Annotated in this window: 15 protein-coding genes; 4 read left to right on the top strand and 11 right to left on the bottom strand. The window is 53.0% G+C overall.

Annotation, left to right across the window (positions count from 1 at the left end):
* From NQZ67_RS12140 to NQZ67_RS12120, 5 genes are all read right to left on the bottom strand, one after another.
* Positions 1-1,044, bottom strand: a complete 1,044-nt coding sequence (locus tag NQZ67_RS12140) for a cation diffusion facilitator family transporter (protein WP_257445778.1) — start codon at positions 1,042-1,044, stop codon at positions 1-3.
* Positions 1,045-1,231: 187 nt separating this feature from the next.
* A complete protein-coding gene (locus tag NQZ67_RS12135) occupies positions 1,232-2,011 on the bottom strand; it encodes an EcsC family protein (RefSeq protein ID WP_257445776.1) in 780 nt (259 codons plus the stop codon).
* A gap of 381 nt (positions 2,012-2,392) precedes the next feature.
* Positions 2,393-4,498: a TerD family protein gene (locus tag NQZ67_RS12130; RefSeq protein ID WP_257445774.1), complete on the bottom strand. Its 2,106-nt coding sequence runs from the start codon at positions 4,496-4,498 to the stop codon at positions 2,393-2,395.
* 325 nt (positions 4,499-4,823) lie between these two features.
* On the bottom strand, positions 4,824-5,255 hold the full coding sequence (locus NQZ67_RS12125; protein ID WP_257445773.1) for a GNAT family N-acetyltransferase: 432 nt from the start codon (positions 5,253-5,255) through the stop codon (positions 4,824-4,826).
* A 6-nt stretch (positions 5,256-5,261) separates the two neighbouring features.
* Positions 5,262-5,936 carry a hypothetical protein gene (locus NQZ67_RS12120; RefSeq protein WP_257445771.1) on the bottom strand — a complete coding sequence of 225 codons (675 nt, stop codon included), beginning with the start codon at positions 5,934-5,936 and terminating at the stop codon, positions 5,262-5,264.
* A 425-nt stretch (positions 5,937-6,361) separates the two neighbouring features.
* Between NQZ67_RS12120 and NQZ67_RS12115 the strand changes: the two genes are divergently transcribed.
* The 4 genes from NQZ67_RS12115 (at position 6,362) to NQZ67_RS12100 (ending at position 12,395) form a co-directional block, all read left to right on the top strand.
* Positions 6,362-8,626 (top strand): AraC family transcriptional regulator, encoded by a 2,265-nt coding sequence (locus NQZ67_RS12115; protein WP_257445769.1) that lies wholly within the window; start codon positions 6,362-6,364, stop codon positions 8,624-8,626.
* 234 nt (positions 8,627-8,860) lie between these two features.
* Complete coding sequence (locus NQZ67_RS12110) at positions 8,861-10,492, top strand: ABC transporter substrate-binding protein (protein WP_257445767.1); 1,632 nt, start codon at positions 8,861-8,863, stop codon at positions 10,490-10,492.
* 72 nt (positions 10,493-10,564) lie between these two features.
* A complete protein-coding gene (locus NQZ67_RS12105) occupies positions 10,565-11,476 on the top strand; it encodes an ABC transporter permease (protein ID WP_257445765.1) in 912 nt (303 codons plus the stop codon).
* A gap of 25 nt (positions 11,477-11,501) precedes the next feature.
* Positions 11,502-12,395, top strand: coding sequence for a carbohydrate ABC transporter permease (locus NQZ67_RS12100; RefSeq protein ID WP_257445764.1), 894 nt, complete (start codon positions 11,502-11,504; stop codon positions 12,393-12,395).
* An 82-nt stretch (positions 12,396-12,477) separates the two neighbouring features.
* On the opposite strand, the gene NQZ67_RS12095 is transcribed toward NQZ67_RS12100, so the two are convergent.
* The 6 genes from NQZ67_RS12095 to NQZ67_RS12070 form a co-directional block, all read right to left on the bottom strand.
* On the bottom strand, positions 12,478-12,951 hold the full coding sequence (locus NQZ67_RS12095) for a GNAT family N-acetyltransferase (RefSeq protein ID WP_257445762.1): 474 nt from the start codon (positions 12,949-12,951) through the stop codon (positions 12,478-12,480).
* Between the two features lie 157 nt (positions 12,952-13,108).
* Positions 13,109-13,492, bottom strand: coding sequence for a nuclear transport factor 2 family protein (locus NQZ67_RS12090; RefSeq protein ID WP_257445761.1), 384 nt, complete (start codon positions 13,490-13,492; stop codon positions 13,109-13,111).
* Between the two features lie 11 nt (positions 13,493-13,503).
* Complete coding sequence (locus tag NQZ67_RS12085) at positions 13,504-14,085, bottom strand: DinB family protein (protein ID WP_257445759.1); 582 nt, start codon at positions 14,083-14,085, stop codon at positions 13,504-13,506.
* Between the two features lie 68 nt (positions 14,086-14,153).
* Positions 14,154-15,101, bottom strand: a complete 948-nt coding sequence (locus tag NQZ67_RS12080) for a helix-turn-helix transcriptional regulator (RefSeq protein ID WP_257445757.1) — start codon at positions 15,099-15,101, stop codon at positions 14,154-14,156.
* Positions 15,094-15,471, bottom strand: coding sequence for an ArsR/SmtB family transcription factor (locus NQZ67_RS12075; RefSeq protein WP_257445755.1), 378 nt, complete (start codon positions 15,469-15,471; stop codon positions 15,094-15,096). Before NQZ67_RS12075 ends, NQZ67_RS12080 begins: the two co-directional genes overlap by 8 nt.
* A gap of 175 nt (positions 15,472-15,646) precedes the next feature.
* Positions 15,647-17,416, bottom strand: coding sequence for a glycoside hydrolase family 35 protein (locus NQZ67_RS12070; RefSeq protein ID WP_371825296.1), 1,770 nt, complete (start codon positions 17,414-17,416; stop codon positions 15,647-15,649).
* Between the last annotated feature and the right edge of the window lie 70 nt (positions 17,417-17,486).

The following is a 17,486-nucleotide window of genomic DNA, read 5'->3' as shown; positions in this document are numbered from 1 at the left end:
CTATACCTTCATCTCCGAATGCTGCAGCTGCGACTTCTCCACCTGGATGGTCGTATGCTGGATTTTAAACGTTTCTTCGATCCGCTTGACCGCCTCTTGAAGCACTCTCTGGCTGCTTGCGCCATCCTCGATGAGCAAGTGGCAGGACAAGGAATCAAGCCCCGACGTAATCGTCCAAATATGAAGATCGTGCACATCCTTGACCCCTTCGATATCGAGGAGCGACTTGCGTACTTGCGCGGCGTCGATCGTGACGGGAGTACCCTCCATCAGAATGTGAACCGTCGCCTGGATGACGCCCCAAGCGCTCTTCAGAATGAGCAAGGCGACGATGACGCTGATGATCGGATCGGCAATGTACCAATTGAACGCCATCATGACCAATCCAGCGACTATCGCCCCGACCGAACCGAGCGCATCCCCCAAAATATGCAAATAAGCGCTGCGCACATTCAAATTACCGTGCACGTCTCCTTTGCGCATCAGCACCCAAGCGCTGATCAAATTCGCCAGCAGACCAATCGCGGCGATCAACATCATCGAGCCGCTCGCCACCTCGGGCGGATTCTGAAGCCGCTCGATCGCCTCGGCGATGATGAAGCCCGCTATGACGAACAATGTGACGCCGTTGAGCAGCGCCGCCAATATTTCAAAACGATAGTACCCGTACGTCTTATTGGGCGAAGCCGGCTTCGCCGCGAACCACATCGCCGCAAGGCTGAGCGCAAGCGCGCCCGCATCGCTCAGCATATGACCGGAATCCGAAAGCAGCGCCAGCGATCCCGTGACGAGCCCGCCAACAAACTCGAGAAGCATAATGCCGGACGTAATGATAAGAGCGATTGCCAATCCCGCTTTGTTATTCGGACCGTGATGGTGATGTCCGAGATGACCGTGATGATGGTGACCGTGTTCGTGGCTATGATCATGGTTGTGATCATGTCCGTGCGAATGATCGTGCGCTCCTTCGTGAGAATGAGAATGCCCGCAGCTATCTCCTTGCTCATGTTTATTTCGCGTTCCGCGATCGTGAAGATTACTCATGTCGTCCCTCCCGCTTCGCTTGCTCTTTGAACCAATTATCGAACACAATATATGAATACATGCTCATATGTATTATAAATAATCTCCGTGCTTGCCGCAACCACTTTTTACTAATCCCCTATCTTAAAGCCGCCTATTCCGCGGCCAATAAAAAAGGAGCAGCTGCGCAAGCTGCTCCTTGTAAGGCTCAGGATTGTTCGATACTCTTCAATTTTTCGAGAATTCTGCGTTTCCGGTACATCATTTTCCCCGTCTCCGAAACATCCTGGAGCGTTGATCGGTTGAGATAAGCGCCGAATAGCATACCAGCGATCGGAATCATCTGGAACAGCTTTTTCCAACCAAAGTTGTCCCTGTACGAAAGCATGACCTCGCGCCAGCCCTGCAGCTGAGACATAACCTGCCCGCTCTTCTCGCCCGAATGGAAAGCGGCAAGGTCATCCAGAATGGCTTTTTTGCCCACGATGTCGGCAGAGGCGAATTGCAGGCATTTGACGATAAAAATCCGCTCCGATTTGTCGGTCGGATCATAGCCGTAGGTGAGCGCGATCTCCTGCAGCGCTTTAAGCGAGATTCCGAGCAGGAGCGGAATGTCGATAGCAAGCGTAAAGATCCCGCCGATTCCCGTCGTTGCGCCTTGCACCGCTGCTGTTTTGGTGCTTGATTGGATAATGCTGTCGGCCATCTCATCCATTCTGCTGAGCGGAAGCTGGGCGACCTGATCCAACGCCGCTGCATCATCCCGCCTGCTGATCAAATAGCGTCCGCCGTTCTGAATGTAGCTGCCGAGCTCATCAAGCGCCGTTCCTATTTTGTCCTGGACGAACTTCGGGGTGAACCGGTCTAGAATGGCGAAGGGCAGCCTGCCTAGTTTTTCCCAGAAAAAGAGATCCTTCTGTTCTTGCTCCCACTGTTCGATTAATCTTAATTCCGCCCTTAAATCATCTTTGGCTTCTATACTCGTCATCTTGGAGCGGACACCTCGCTTTGAATATGGTTTAACCCTATATACTGTAACTAACTTAACGACGTTTCAATATCAGTAAGAGCATTATGGGAGTAATACGCCGTGGTTCTTATTGCTGCTTAGCGTTGTTGGTATCGCATTAAGCTTCTATTTTGACTATTTTAAACTCGCTTATGCGCTTATGGGATTATTAACGCTTGTTTTCGTGGTGTGGGGAGCTATGGTGCAAACCAAAAACGAGGTCAATCATCATAGAGATATACGGAGCTTTAACGCTGCAACAGATCCAGTTGAGAAATACACGAGATAACGAAAAAACAGAAAGAGCCCGCTTTACGCAGGCTCCTCCAATTAGAACCGAAGGCTTGGCAACATGTACCTCTAAGCCAAATACTCCGCCATGATCCTCTCGATATCGAACGGGGTCACGCCTCTGTCCGAAGCGAATATCGTCTCCGCCTGTTCCGCGGTCTCGACGAGCTCTCCTCTCGCCTTCGCGTGGATCTGGAACAGATCAAATAAATCCGGCTTTCTTAATTCGGTCATCGCATGGCCCATAAGCGACATCCCGCGTCGATTCCCTTCTACGTTATTGTAGTAATCGGGATGTCGGGTAAGAGCGAGGTCGGTCCAAATGACGGTGCGCTTCACTAAATCCATAATAACGGGAATCGCAATCTGCGTATCAGCCGTCAAGTCGATCTTATCGACCACCGCGGTTGGCTCGAAGACCTCGCCGGAACCCGGTTTTCTGCGCATCATCCACCCCGCGAAGCATTCCGGCAAATCGCGATACGGCTGCTCCGTGAACGATTGAAGAGACGCTACGACGTACCGTCCGCCGTATTCGACGATTGACGGGATGTGCAGGTCAATGAATTCACACGCGCCATGTGGCGCAGACACGATATCCCCGCTGTGAACGGCTAGATATTTGGAGGAGCGAAGGTTCGTATACGAAATATGCTCGATATACTGCCAGTTTCGATCGTATAGGACGGCAGATAAGTCAATATCGACCCGCCCCGTCGGCTGACCATTGACATTCCCCTCTTTCCACCAGTTGAAGAAACGAATCGTATCCCCTTCCGGCATCGGCACCCGGCTTCCTCGAACGATAGTGCGAAGCGCCTTGCTGGCCGAACGCTCGGAGAACGGAACCAGATACTCTTTCAACCGCGGATCGACAAACGTCTTGCCAAGCGGAGGCAGCATGGAGAAACGTCGAAGCAGCTCCCGTTCGCAAACCTCTACAATAGACCCGCATATCTCTGCCGCGATCTCGGGGAGCGAATGGGGAATCGCGTATGCTTTGGCCACATTGCCTTTAGGGAAAAAAGTCCGCAGCTTCATTGGTTCCTTGCGATGCGCGAAATGAGATTTCACCTGAAGCAGCACGGGCGTCGAGACATCGTGGACAACCTCTTCAAATGCTAGAACGACGTACTCTGCGTGTTCCGTAGAACGCGTTAGCTGATCCAGCCTTCTGGCGAATTCGCCTGGGCGCAGCATCAGCAACTCGATAAGCATCCAAATTTGATTCGATTGAAAGGCGAGCTCGACGCTGCTGTTATACGTTACGAAAGGCTTATTGTTACGCAAAATATCGAAGGCTTCCCGAGATCGCGGAAATCGGTGCTTATATTCGGACGGATGGAGGATTTCGCCCAAGCGAATCCAGCGCGGCTTGTATCGCAGCATGTCCTCCGTCATCGGATCGCATTGTTCCAGCAGGGAGAGGAGCAGCTTTCTCTCCGGGCGCGTGAACTTGCGGAAACGGCACGCCTCGGCAAGGCTCGTATCGCCGCCGGACCAGGCGACGGCCAGGCGCAGGACGTCGGTCGCCGTCTTCATGAACTGCCCAATTACACTCGCATCCGCCTTGCCATGCTTCCATAGCAATCCTGCCACGAATGCCGCGTTTTCCTTGAATGGAATCTCTGGAGGGAGAAGCTCCGTTATTTCTTCGATTTCCGCATATCTAATCGCATGATCTATGTCTTCTTTATCGGCTTCGGAGATTGACCCTTTGGCTTCCATCAACTGGCGGATTAATACGTTAAACTCCGCCCTCGATCCCAGATCGATGATTTTGAAACGTTGTGCTTCCCCATTCAAAGGCATTGTTCTGCTCTCGCCTTCATTAATAGGAAGAAGCAGGGTGTAGTAATGATAAATGGCGTTCAGATAGAGGTCCGCATCGGATTCCTGCATCACTTGATCGGGAAACCCCGGGTACATGGGCCGATACGGAACATGAGCCCCGACCATCGTCTTCAGATCGGCAAGGATCCATTTGTAGAACTCTTCAAAGTCTCTCTTGGATAGTTGGCTCAACGCCCGCGTCAAGCGGGAAGTGAGCCGATAACCTAAAGCCTCGATATTGTTCATTGCGGTAGCCAGCCAAGCCTTCGAGACCACATCCGTGCTTGGCTCTTGGTCCATGATTACCTTACCCGCTCTGCGCAAATAAATCGAATTTATCATGGTAAGTCCCCCGAAAAAAAAGACTCTTCAGGAAAGCTGCGACCCTAATTCGCCAGTTTGAGTTAGAAGGAAGGATCGCAATAGCCTGAAGACCAGAACCCGCGGCTAGTAACCTCGAGCCCTGGTAAATGCATCATCCCATATTTTCCAGGAGGCGAACAGGGCGAAAGTATTACGAACCATAAATATTGCTACACTCGGCTACCGCATGAACCTACTCCGCCGCCGGACCGTGATCTACTGCCAGTTGACCGAACTCCCCAAATCTGTTTTCTGTTTCTCCACCCATAAACAGGGTGTTTCCACCTTGATATAGCGTAATATTTTATTCATTTGTATCCTCAAATCTCATATAAACACTTCTCTCTTGAAATCCAAGTGACTTCCAAAATGCAAGCCCACGATGATTCCAAGTCATCACTTCAATATCTAAACTTTTGGCATTTAATAGGCCGAGTAACTGATGAAAGGCCTGCTTGCCATAGCCTCTTCTCCGGCAATTTCTGCATATAAAAAATTGTCTTACATACAAGGGCTGTCTGGAATGGTTGACTAATGCATAGCCTACCGCTTCGCCATTTTCCTCGAATATATAGGAGGAATAGTCTGTACTAATGAAAGATCGCATTCTCTCTTTCAACTGATCGAAATTCATTTTATTATCATGTTGTTCATCTTCGATAAGCTGTTTGTTAAGCTCCGCTAGAATATCTAAATCATGAGCAGAGCCAATCCTGATTTGAAGTCCATTGTTCATTTACGTTTACCCCGCAGTCCATTCATAGTCGATCTCTTTGCCGTACTTTTTCTTAACGCCGCTGAACTCGATTTCAATGCCGATGTCGTTCGACCAACCGGAGAGGCTAGCTTCCTCTAGCAATCTGCCGTCAAAATCGGTGCTAATGCTGAGCTTCTGATGAGCAGGAAGCGTAATCAATATCGGATCGAGCTTGAGCTTCATTGGACTTTGAATGGGATAAGGTCTAATTGTTAAAACCTTCTCTTGCCCATAGTTGATGAGAGTCAAGGTACAATTCGCTTTTACACTCGCTCCTTCCGATTGATAGCTGCATTGGCTGTTCTTTTCGGAGAAAGCGACGGAGGAGAAAGAATAGGAATGATAATGACGAAGAATCATTGCATTCTCGGTCACAATCGGAAACAGAAGCACGAATGCGATGCAGCTCAGTATGATCCTGCTCCGAATTTTCGGGAACCTCGCTTGATAAAACTTCACCGCGCCCATGTAGCCGGCAGCAAGGGCAAGGAATCCGGCTATTACCGAGATGTGCAGCCCTGAATCATCTCCTTGAGTCCACGGCGATATTCCAATCGCTCTAAACACGCTGTCTCCAAACGAATAGCCGAGGTGGCTGTTGGATATAAGGAGCAGACCAATTAGAATGAGCAGAAAAAACAGCGCTTCTTTTCTAAACACTTTATCTCCCCTCCCTACTTCTGTACAGCTCTCCAACGGTTACCCTAACTTCAACGCTCCATAAGTATGGTTGGTTGCACCTTCCAGGTTGAGCTCCATGCAGCGGAACTGAGAGCCCTTATTTCGGATAATTCAGCGTTTTTTTAATGGTAGCGGAACTGAGAGACGTTATTCCCCTGTTTTCATGGTGATTCTAAGCAAAATCGAGGAAATAAGGGCGCTCAGTTCCGCTAGTCCCCCCAAATGGCCTATTTTCCTATAAATAAGGGCGCTCAGTTCCACTAGGTACAAGGGGCGGCTATCCGTCGGCTACCTATACCCATAGGTTCAGAGACCTTCCCCCAGACACAAGCTTTTTTCCGCACGCTGTGGTATATTTTTTCCAATATGTGTTTCAATCCTACCCTGGAGGAGAGTCGGATTGCTTGAAAAAAACCAGTTTGTTGGCTAAATTTCTAATCTCGTATATTTTGGTGCTTCTGCTGCCCACCACGGTCATTCTCGTCTATTACTATCCGCATTCCGCGAAGAACGCGAAGGATAAGGAGATGGAATGGAACTCGCACGTGACCGAACAGTTTATGACCTCCATGGACATTTTTACGCGCTATGTTTACGACCTGCCCACGGAGCTGCTGCAGAATCGGGACTTGAAGCTGTACGCGGCCGAGGAGAACGACTATCAACGGATCGTCATCGCGAACGAAATGAAAAAATATAACGCGACGGACGATTTTATCGACAACACGCTGTTGTACGTCAAAAATATCGGCTACCTTTTCGCCAAAACTGGAAGCGTTTACAATGTAGGCGACTTCGCCCGCCGCGGGGTCGGCTATTATTACGAGAGCTGGCCGCACGAGGAGATGTTCCGTGAGCTCGACAGCCTTATGCTCCCTGCAGTCAGGCCTGCTGAGGACGTCATTATTCCGGGTAATAACCGGATGCGAATGCTCACCTTCCTGCTGCCGCTTCCCCTCGGCGGAGCAAACTCGCCCGGAGCGGTCCTTATTCTGGTCAAGGAAGAGACGGTCATCCGCATGATGAAGTCCGTATCGGAGTCGTACAACGGAGATTTCTTCATTTTCGACGAGAAGGGCCGCCAGCTCGTTGCCTCGGATTCCGCGGCTTACGAGAACTCCGACGAATTCAAAACGCTGGTATCCGCCCTCGGCGAGAGCGGTTCGGGCTCGGGCATCCATCGGATCGACGGGCGGGACGTCATCGTGTCCTATAACGCGTCGGACAAGAACGGCTGGCAGTACGTCAGCCTGCTGCCCGTATCCGAATCGCTGGAAAGCATCCGCGGGATCCAGAGGAATACCGTGGTTCTGGTGCTGCTGATCCTACTTGCGGAAGTGGTGGTCATCTACGTATCCATGCGCAAAAATTATCATCCGATCAAGCGGCTGGTCAGCCTCGCGATGGAGGCGTTCGAGCACCGTGAGCCGAAGCCTATGAACGAAATCGAGACGATCCAATATGCGCTCGATCGGCTATCCACCGCCAACAGCAAGCTGGACGAAAGCGTGAGGCGGACGCTGCCGATTATGCGGGATAACCTGCTATTCGAGCTGGCGAGCGGCCATTTCGAGGATTGGGAGTCGTTCGGGCGGGAAGCCGCCGAATACGGGGTAATCATCGACGGGCCGCTCGTGACGGTATCAGTCCTCTCCTTTGAGGAGGACGCGCGCGACTGCAGCGTGACGGAGCATTGCCGAATGGCGGAGGAGAGGCTGCCGGAGGGAACGAACGGTTACTTCTTCAAAAGCATCTATAAGCAGGAGATGATCTTCATCTGCAGCCACGCAGCCGACTTCCCGTTAAGAGCTTATCTGGACGAGCTTCAACGCGAGCTGGCCGCGAAGACCGGCGCGCGCTCCCTAATCGGCATTGGCACGCCAGAAAGCGCCTTGCGCCCGGAAGGCGTCCATCTGTCTTATTTGCGGGCCGTGCGCACGGCCGAGCATCTTCGTATACGGAAGCAGTATGCGATGCTCGCGTTCGACGAGATCGAGGTTGCGCAGACGGGCACGGTTTCTTATTTCGCCGAGCTGCTGCAGTCGCTCGAGATGGCCATCTTAAAAAATGACGTCGGCGTCGCCGAGTCGGTCACGGAACGGATTATCGACTACTTCGTCAGCGACGGGATGCCTCCGCATATGGTGAGAACGGTATATCTGAATACGATTAGCGTCGTGATCAACGGTCTTCAGAGGTTCCGCCACGACGACGGCAGCCTGCTCTTGCTGACGGATGCCGCCTTCCAGAAGCGTTATACGATCGAACAGATGGCCGGAATTATGCGGGATAGCTGCGGCAAGCTATGCGACATTATCCGTCTTACGCTGCCGTCCTCCCGGACGGCGTCGCAGGAGGACATTTTGGCGTTGATCGAACGCAAAGGGATGGACCACGATTTTTCGCTGCAGACGATGGCCGACCATTTCGGCATGTCGCTCTCCGGCTTCAGCTATCATTTCAAGCGGACCATGGGTCAGAATTTCAAGGAATATATCGACCGGCTTCGCATCCAAAAATCGATCCAGCTGCTTCGAAGCACGGACGATACGCTGGACTCCATCGCGCAGCAGGCCGGTTATTCAAATACGTCGAGCTTCATCCGCGCGTTCAAAAAAATCGCCGGCACGACGCCCGGGCAATACCGGGATACCCACAGGCAAGCGTAGCGGTTCCATTTTTTGAACATATGCAGTTTTTCGAAGGCCCGAATCCCCACTATCGGCAAGCGCTTTCAAGATCTGCGAGGAGAAGCGCTTTCAAAAAATGGCGACCGCTCAAAAACTGCCCGTTTACTCCCCGCCGGCCGAGGAGCTAGAGTGAGGGGGCAAAGCGAAATCGAACTCAACATACGCTGACAGATTTGAGATTTTGCTTGCCACACTATTGAAGGGGGTATCGTAATGAGGAAAAAGATCTACGGGCTTCTGTCACTCATTCTGGTTGTATCCGCAATACTGGCAGGCTGTTCAGGCTCTAATGGGGGGAACGAAAATGAAAGCGTTAACGGTTCCTCCGGCAACGGCGGCGGAGACGGCGAGAAGGTGAAATTGACGGCCATCATTACCAAGCATGCGCTCACGAAGCCGCTTGGCGAGATGGAATGGCTCCAGCAGGTGGAGGACGCGGCCGGCGTCGATATCGAATGGCAGGAAATTACGGCCGACTGGGGACAGAAGAAAGGCACGATGCTGGCCAGCGGCGACGTTCCGGACTTGTTCGTCGGGCCGAACGTCATTACGGACGCCGACTTCGCCCAGTTCCAGGGCCTCTTCCAGGACTTGTCCGAGCTCGTGGAGCAGGCGCCGAACGTCCAGCAGATGTTCTCCGAGAAGCCGGAGACGAAGGCGATCGCCACGCAGCGGGACGGCCGCATCTTCGGGCTGCCGAAATATCAGGCGTTCTGGCCGGATACCGTCAACCGGCAGTACATTAACCAGCAATGGCTCGACAATCTCGGCTTGAGCACGCCGACTACCTGGGATGAGCTCTATGACGTATTGGTCGCGTTCAAGGAGCAAGACGCTAACGGCAACGGGGATTCGAGCGACGAGATCCCGATGGACTGGCCGGGCGGTATCGGCGGGTATTTCAATCCGGCCGTGCTTCTCGGGAGCATGGGCATTACGCTTGCTTCGGATGTAAGCGGACAGGGCTATTTCGTCGAGGACGGCCAAGTGAAAAACTTCCTGACCGATGAGCGCTACAAAGAGATGGTGATATTCCTCAACAAGCTGTACAAAGCCGGCTTGATCAACCCCGAGGTGTTCACTCACGACTATACGAAGTTCCAATCGGTTGCCCGCGGCGAAGGGGATACGGCGAAGGTCGGCTTTACCTGGGGCTGGGTCGCGTCGGACCGGTTCGGCGAGCAGCTCGCTCCGCAGTACGCGTCGCTGCCGCCGCTTAAGGCGCCTAATTATTCGGGGCCTTTGTCCTGGAGCTATGATTACTATTCCTTGAATTTCGGCATCAATCATATCGTCATGTCCGCGAAAACGAAAAACAAGGAAGCGGCGATGCGATTCATCAACGAGCTGTATAGCCCGAAGGTAGGCATCCAGGTCTTGTTCGGCTCGATCGGTCCGAACATCAAGGACAACGGCGACGGAACCTATGCCGTGCTGCCGCCGCAGGACGCGAAGATGGATCCGGGAACGTGGAAGTGGACCTCTACGTGGGCGGATAACGGCGCCTTCTATATTTCCGACTCGACGCAGCTGACGCTCGGCAAGGACATGCAGGAGGTGCTGACGCATTCGGAGCCGCTGAAGGACGCGCTCTCGCAGGTCAACCCGGAAACCGACGTCTATCCGGCCATGTTCATCAAATACGAGACGGCCGACAATAACACGATGAGCCTGAACAACACGAACGTGATGAATCTGGCCAACGCCAGCTTTGCCAAGTGGGTCACGAAAGGCGGAGTCGAGAATGAATGGGATGCCTACGTGAATGAAAGCAAGAAGGCCGGTCTCAATCAAAATCTCGAAATCATGCAGAAATACTATGATGAATACAAGAGCACGAATTAACTAAATCACTGACGGAAGAATGCTGCTCCGCGCTCTTAATGGGAGCGGCTTCTTCCGCAAGGAGGGATTTCGATGCGCTCGGGATCGGTTTTCAGCACGCTCAAACGCGACTATCAATTATGGATCATGGTGTTGCCCGCCATCGCGATCATCTTTATTTTCAGCTATATCCCGATGTACGGAGTGCAGCTCGCGTTCCGGGATTATGATTTCAGCAAGGGGCTTACCGGCGGGGAATGGCAAGGCCTTCACTACTTCAAGCAGTTTATCGACAGTTATTTGTTCGCCGACTTGATGCGGAATACGTTCTTCATCAGCTTCGCGACGATCGTCATCGGCTTTCCCGCCCCGATCGTCCTGGCGCTTATTTTGAACCAGATCCGCAGGAAAAAAGCGAAGCAGCTTATGCAAACGACGGTGTACCTCCCCCACTTCATTTCGGTCATCGTGCTCGTGGGGATGCTGAACGTCCTGCTGTCGCCGGAGACGGGCATCGTCGGTCATCTCATGAAATCCGCCGGACTCGGCCACATCAACCTGCTCGCCTCGACCAACACGTTTATCCCAACCTACGTCCTGTCGGATATTTGGCAGCATTGCGGCTGGAACAGCATTATTTATTTGGCGGCGCTATCGACCGTGGATCCGCAGCTTTACGATTCCGCCAAAATGGACGGGGCGAGCCGGTGGCAGACGATCCGTTACATCGACTTTCCGGCGCTGGTTCCGACGATTATCATTTTGTTCATCCTCAGCATGGGGAACATTCTGAGCACCGGCTTCGAGAAAATATTCCTCATGCAAAACGCGCTGAACCTCCCGGTGTCCGAGGTGATCGCGACGTACGTATACAAAATCGGGATCGTGTCCAACCAGTTCAGCATGGCTTCCGCGATCGGTTTGTTCAATACGGTCATCAATTTTATTTTCCTGTTTGGAATGAACGCCATATCCAGGCGCGTTTCGAATACAAGCCTGTTTTAACGCTTAGGCAAAGGAGGAATAGCCAATGGTTCGTCATCGGCTCAGCAGCGGCGAAATCGTTTTTCGGGCCGTGCTAATCGCGTTATGCGCATTGATTTTTTTGGCGGTCGCTTACCCGCTTTATTTTATCGTCATCGCCTCCGTAAGCGACTCCACGATGGTGTCGACCGGCAAGGTCTTGTTGTTTCCGAAGGGAACCAGCTTCTTCGGGTACAATGAAATTTTCCGAGACGAACGGATTTGGACCGGCTACCGGAACACCATGTTTTATACGATTGCCGGAACGCTCGTCAATCTGCTGTTCACCCTGCCTGCGGCCTATGTGCTGTCAAGAAAGGAATTCAAGGCCCGGCGTTTCATTATGTTCGCGTTCGTCTTCACGATGTTTTTCAACGGCGGACTGATCCCGACTTACCTGCTCATGAAAGACCTGCACCTGACGAATACGTTCTGGGTATTCATTATTCCGTTTTGCGTCAACGTCTTCTATTTGATTATCGCCCGGACGTTCTTCGAATCTTCTCTACCTCCTGAGCTGTACGAGGCCGCGGCGATGGACGGCTGCTCGCATTTCGTCTATTTCGTGAAGGTGGCGCTGCCGCTGTCCAAAGCTCTCATCTCCGTTGTAGGACTCTATTATCTGGTCGGTCATTGGAACGACTTTTTCACCGCGCTCATCTATATCCGGGATAACGAATTAAAGCCGCTGCAGATCATACTTCGGGATATTCTGCTGTCGAACCAGGTGTTCGCGGGCGGCGCGGGCACCGGCGGGGCGGCGGGCGGTTATGCGCAGAAATATGCCGACCAGATCAAATACGGCGTCATCATCGTGTCGACGCTGCCGATTCTCGTGCTGTATCCGTTCCTTCAGAAGTATTTCGAGAAAGGCGTTATGATCGGCTCCGTCAAAGGCTGAGGTTGGGGCTCCTTCAAATGAGAAAACAGCCGGTCATGTGACCGGCTGTCGCCTTGTTGGATTGCGGTGTTAGATTGCGATGTTAGCTTGCTAACGAACACTTCATGATGTACCAGTAATCGGTTTCTTCCGGGTAGGCGTGTTTCTCTACAATCTCGTAATTGAGTTTACTGTAGAACGCCACATTACTCGGAACAGATAACCGCACCCCAAGTCTCGACTCGCTTATACCCCGATCCCTTGCAGCTTGCTCGATGTATCGAACGAGTTTTTGTCCAATGCCAAATCCACGGTGAGAAGGCAGAACGGAGACTCTCCCTATGTAAACATAGGAGTCATAAAACACGTATTGTGCAGATCCGATGGGGATTCCGTCTACCTCCGCTATAATGGCTCCGCCACCCTTCGCTATTTTTCCGATAATATCATCGACCGTTTCGGAAAGCGCCCCGGATGGCGGCGTTAGCTTCCCACGGTATTCCTCGAAGGCCATAATCATGATCTGGTGGACCATATGAATTTCATCTGTCTGCGCTTCTCTAATTAGAGCTTCCAATACGAATCCCCCTCTCGGCACTGTTATGGAAAATTTTTCTCTTATATGAGAATAATAGATCGCAATCGATATATAGAGCAAGAAAAAAAGCCGGAGAAAAACGGCTACCCGCTTCTCGCCCGGCTCACAAAGAGCGAGGTATTTTCTAATCCCTCGATTAACTGTAATCCTCGATTCTTCCTATTTTTCCTTCGAAAATCTCGAATACAGACTTGCCTTTTAATTGGATTTTTTCACCGGCCTTTAGCCCGTTAGGCAAATCGACAGCCAATATGGCTTCGTAGTCAATTTGTACTTCCGCGTTCCCGTCCGCGATAAGCCAATCCGTAACCGTCTGGCATCGGCTCGAGAATATTTGCGCAGACCTCTCTGCCAACTCTCTAAACTCTTGTATTCCTGAGGTCTCTGCATTCATTTCACCGTTTGCGAAATTCCGGAAGACGATATCTTGATGAAGCAGGCTCATCATACCTTCCATATCAAATGTATTGTAGGCCGCTACATATTTGCCGATGATTTCTTGAATCTCTTCGTTAATCATAATCACGCTCCTCACGTTTGTTTATGTTCAATCTCTACTCTCCCTAAAGTATTTTCTCTCTTCTCCCAAAAATCCTTCAAACGCTCCAGCTGCAGCAGATGATGCCTGTAATGCATCTCTATCAGCAAGAACCACTCGGTGGCGTTCAGCGCGCCGAGGCGCGGATGGAGGATTTTATTTTCTTCCGGCGCCTGCTTCAAAACGATTTCCGTACGTCTCATCCGTTCCATGACGCCGCGAAGGCCCTCGATTAGCTGCTCCTTGCTTTCCGGCTGCCGCGGTGTGTACTGCGAAGAGGCGGGCACCCGTATCCGAATAGGCGGGAAGCTGCCAAGCTCGAACACGGCCTTGCCAGCGTCCGTTTTCTCTCCCGCTCCCTCCTGCACAATTTCGTTTCCGGCCAGGCAATGGTCAACATTGGCCAGGTGCATGAATTGGGCCGACTGAATCAAATGCATATACATTTGTCCGATCGACCAGTCTTCTTCATTCGGCAACGCACGCAGCTGCTCCATCTCGAGGCTATCCAATTCGGCCAAATACCGCCCGACCGTTGCTTCAAACGCCTGCAATGCTTCCGTTGTCGTTTTCATATCTATACCACTCCTCATTCAAATTTGGAATACTCCAAGTATAAAAAAACGCTACTGACAACAGCATGTCAGTAGCGTTTCCACATTTTTTCGGCCTCTTCCCGAACCCGGCGGCGTAAGGATTCCGGCTCCAAGACCTCAACTTCCCCTCCCCAGCCGAGGATCAGATACAGCAGCTCCTCCGGTGATCGAACTCGAAACTGGACGATCATGCCTTCCACTCGCTCCTCCGCCGATTCGATATAGAAGTTGGCGGTTTCAATGATTCTATCCATCCATTCCGGATGGGCTCGAATCAACACGCGCTCGTTGCGGTCGTCCGGCGGACGGTATTGGTTCAGGTTAAACCCGGCAGGCAAGACAAAGCGCTCATCCAGCAACGCAAGCTCCGTCATTCGCGACAAGCGGAAATGGCGGATATCCCCCCGCAGATCGCAGCGAGCCATTACTATCCAATTGCCCTGCGCGAAGACCAGGCCGTACGGAGCGACCTCCCGTTTACTGCTCCGATTGCCGTCCCCTTCGGGCATTTTTTTCCGGTACGTAAAACTAAGCTTCCTCCGTTCCAATATGGCATGGCGTATTTGTCCTACATAGTCCTTCTCCCTCAGGTCGGTTATCGGTTCGCTAGAATGCAGAAGCCGCATGGTTTCCCTGACGCGCGTCGACTCGACTCGTACGGGCTCCGGTAGAATCGCTTCGATCTTGCGCCTGGCCGTCCTTGCCATCTGCTTGTAATCCCCATCCAGCCGCTGTTCGATAAAATCGGTGCCCATGAGGAGAGCGACCGCTTCTTCGGCCGAAAAGCCGATGGGCGGAAGAAAGTAGCCCTCCATCAGAGAATAGCCTTGTCCAGGGGCTCCTATGATCGGAATTCCCATTTCGCTTAGGGCCTGAATGTCCCGGTAGACGGTACGAACGCTCGTCTCGAATAGAGAAGCCAAATCCTCCGCCCTCAATACCTTGCTTCGCTGTAATTCAAGCATAATGGCGAGCTGCCTGTCGGTCTTATTCATGCTTCAAATGCTGAAGCGTAAGGACGATCAATTGCTCGACGTGGTCGTCGTCCAGCGAATAATAGACGGTTTTGCCGACCTTGCGGCGCTTGACGATCCGCATGTTGCGCAGCAGCCGAAGCTGATGGGAAACTGCCGACTGTCCCATCTCCAGCACCTCGGTCAGATCATGCACGCATAGCTCGGACTGCAGCAGCGCGTGAAGGATCCGAATGCGAGTCGGATCCCCGAGCGCCTTGAACAGATCCGCCAGCTCGACGGCCGTATGATCGTCCACCAGCTTCTCCTTCACGCTGCCGATATCCGCTTCCGTTCCGCCGCAGGCGTCGTCGCATGACGCCTGCGCGATGCCGTTCTCCGTTACCGTCATGTTCCATCCCACCAAACCTTTTATCGTTAAGGCTCATTATAGCATTTGACGGGAGCCGTCGCCATACGAGGCGATAAGGCGAAATGGCCGGAGTGAAGCAAGCAAAGCTGGTTTGCGAAAAACAATGAACGCCAAGCCAAGCCAATACCTGAAGCTAGAAACCGAGCCCCTTTTCCTACGCCTGCTCCGCCTCATCCTCGCCGACGAAATTAAGGAACGAATCGTCCACGGCCTCGATTCGGCCAAGATCCGGCTTGTCCGTCAGCGTCACCGCTGCGTCTTCGGCCGCGCCCTCCAGCTCGAACAAGACGATTTCGTTGGCGCCTTTGCGGAGCAGCGGACCAGGAACATACAATGCCTTCTGCGGTCCCGCTTCCCAATAGCGTCCGAGATTGAAGCCGTTCACCCACGCGACGCCCTTCTTCCAGCCGTCGAAGCGGAGGAACGTATCGCAAGCCTCTTCCGCTTCGAAGCTTCCTTTGTAGAAGGCCGGCATGCCAGCCGTTTGATTCTCATTCGGCGCAGCGGCTTCCTGATACGTCACCCGCGACAACATGTCGCCATCCAGCGGCAGCGGCGTAATCGTCCAATCGAATTGGAACTGATTGTCGATGCGCACGCCCTCCGTAATGCCTTTGGCGTCGCGGAGCAGCGGACCGTAATTGACGCGTCCCATGTTCTCGACCAGAATATCGAGCCGCGCTCCCTCGGCCGGCACTTCCAGCGCAAGCGGCTGCGGATTCCAGCGTTCTACGACGCCGATTGGCTTGCCGCCGAGGAACACCTGCGCGCGGTCGCGCACCTCTTGAATATGAAGCTGCTGGCCGGCGCGCGGTCCCTTCACCCACGTCGAGTAGAGGATAAATCCGTAAGCTTGACCCACCTTCTCCATCGGGAGCGTCCAGACGCTGTCGACCGGGCTCCCCATCTTACTGAGCTGAGGGAATAGCTGGCCCGATTCGCTCAGCGCTACCTTCCCGTAAGAACGCTTCGGCAGCGGCTCGGGCAGCGGACAGCCCGCTTCGAAGCCATGCTTCTCCATGACGGCCCGAATCGCATCGTATTTCGGCGTGATATCGCCCCACTCCGTCAGAGGCGCGTCGTAATCGTAGCTGGTGACGGTCGGCTCGTATGTCTTGATATGGTTCGCTCCGTTGTAGAAGCCGAAATTCGTACCGCCATGGAACATATAGAAGTTAACCGACGCGCCTGCCGACAGCATCTGGTCCAGCACCTCGGCCACGTCTCCGCCGTCGCGCACGTGATGCGGCTCCATCCAGTGGTCGAACCAGCCGTTCCAATACTCCATGCACATGAGCGGTTCCGTCTCCCGGTACTCCCGGAATTTGCCGAACGACTCCTCTACCCGCGAGCCGAAGTTAACGGTCGCATGAACGCCTTCGATCGTCCCCCCGATCAGCATCTCGTCCGTCGGACCGTCCGATGTGAACAGCAGGACATCTACGCTCCGGGCAAGCAGACCGTCTCTCAAATATTCCAAATAACGCGTGTCGTTGCCGTAGCTGCCGTATTCGTTCTCCACCTGCACGGCGATTATCGGGCCGCCGTTCGTGGACTGCAGCGGCACCAGCCGCGGAATGAGCTCATCATAATAGCGGTCGACCTTGGCGAGATAAGCGGGATCGAAGCAACGAAGACGCATGTCGCTGTCCGAGAGCAGCCAGGCGGGCAAGCCGCCAAATTCCCACTCGGCGCAAATATACGGGCTAGGCCGTACGATGACATACAGTCCTAGCTCTCCCGCCAGCCGAACGAACCGTTCCAGATCGGCGATTCCCTCGAAGCAGAAGGCGCCTTCCTTCGGCTCGTGAACGTTCCAAGCCACATACGTTTCCACCGTATTGAAGCCGCATGCTCTCAGCTTCAGAAGGCGATCCTCCCAATACTCCGGCACGACCCGGAAATAATGAATCGCGCCGGACATGATGCGCAGCGGTTCTCCGCCTAATTCATATTGCTTATCCTTCCATTCCAATCGGCTCGCGTGCAAGCTT

Origin of the sequence: Paenibacillus soyae, from assembly GCF_024623455.1 — a bacterium.
In the GTDB taxonomy this organism is placed as follows: domain Bacteria; phylum Bacillota; class Bacilli; order Paenibacillales; family Paenibacillaceae; genus Pristimantibacillus; species Pristimantibacillus soyae.
This window is presented reverse-complemented; position numbering and strand designations above follow the sequence as displayed.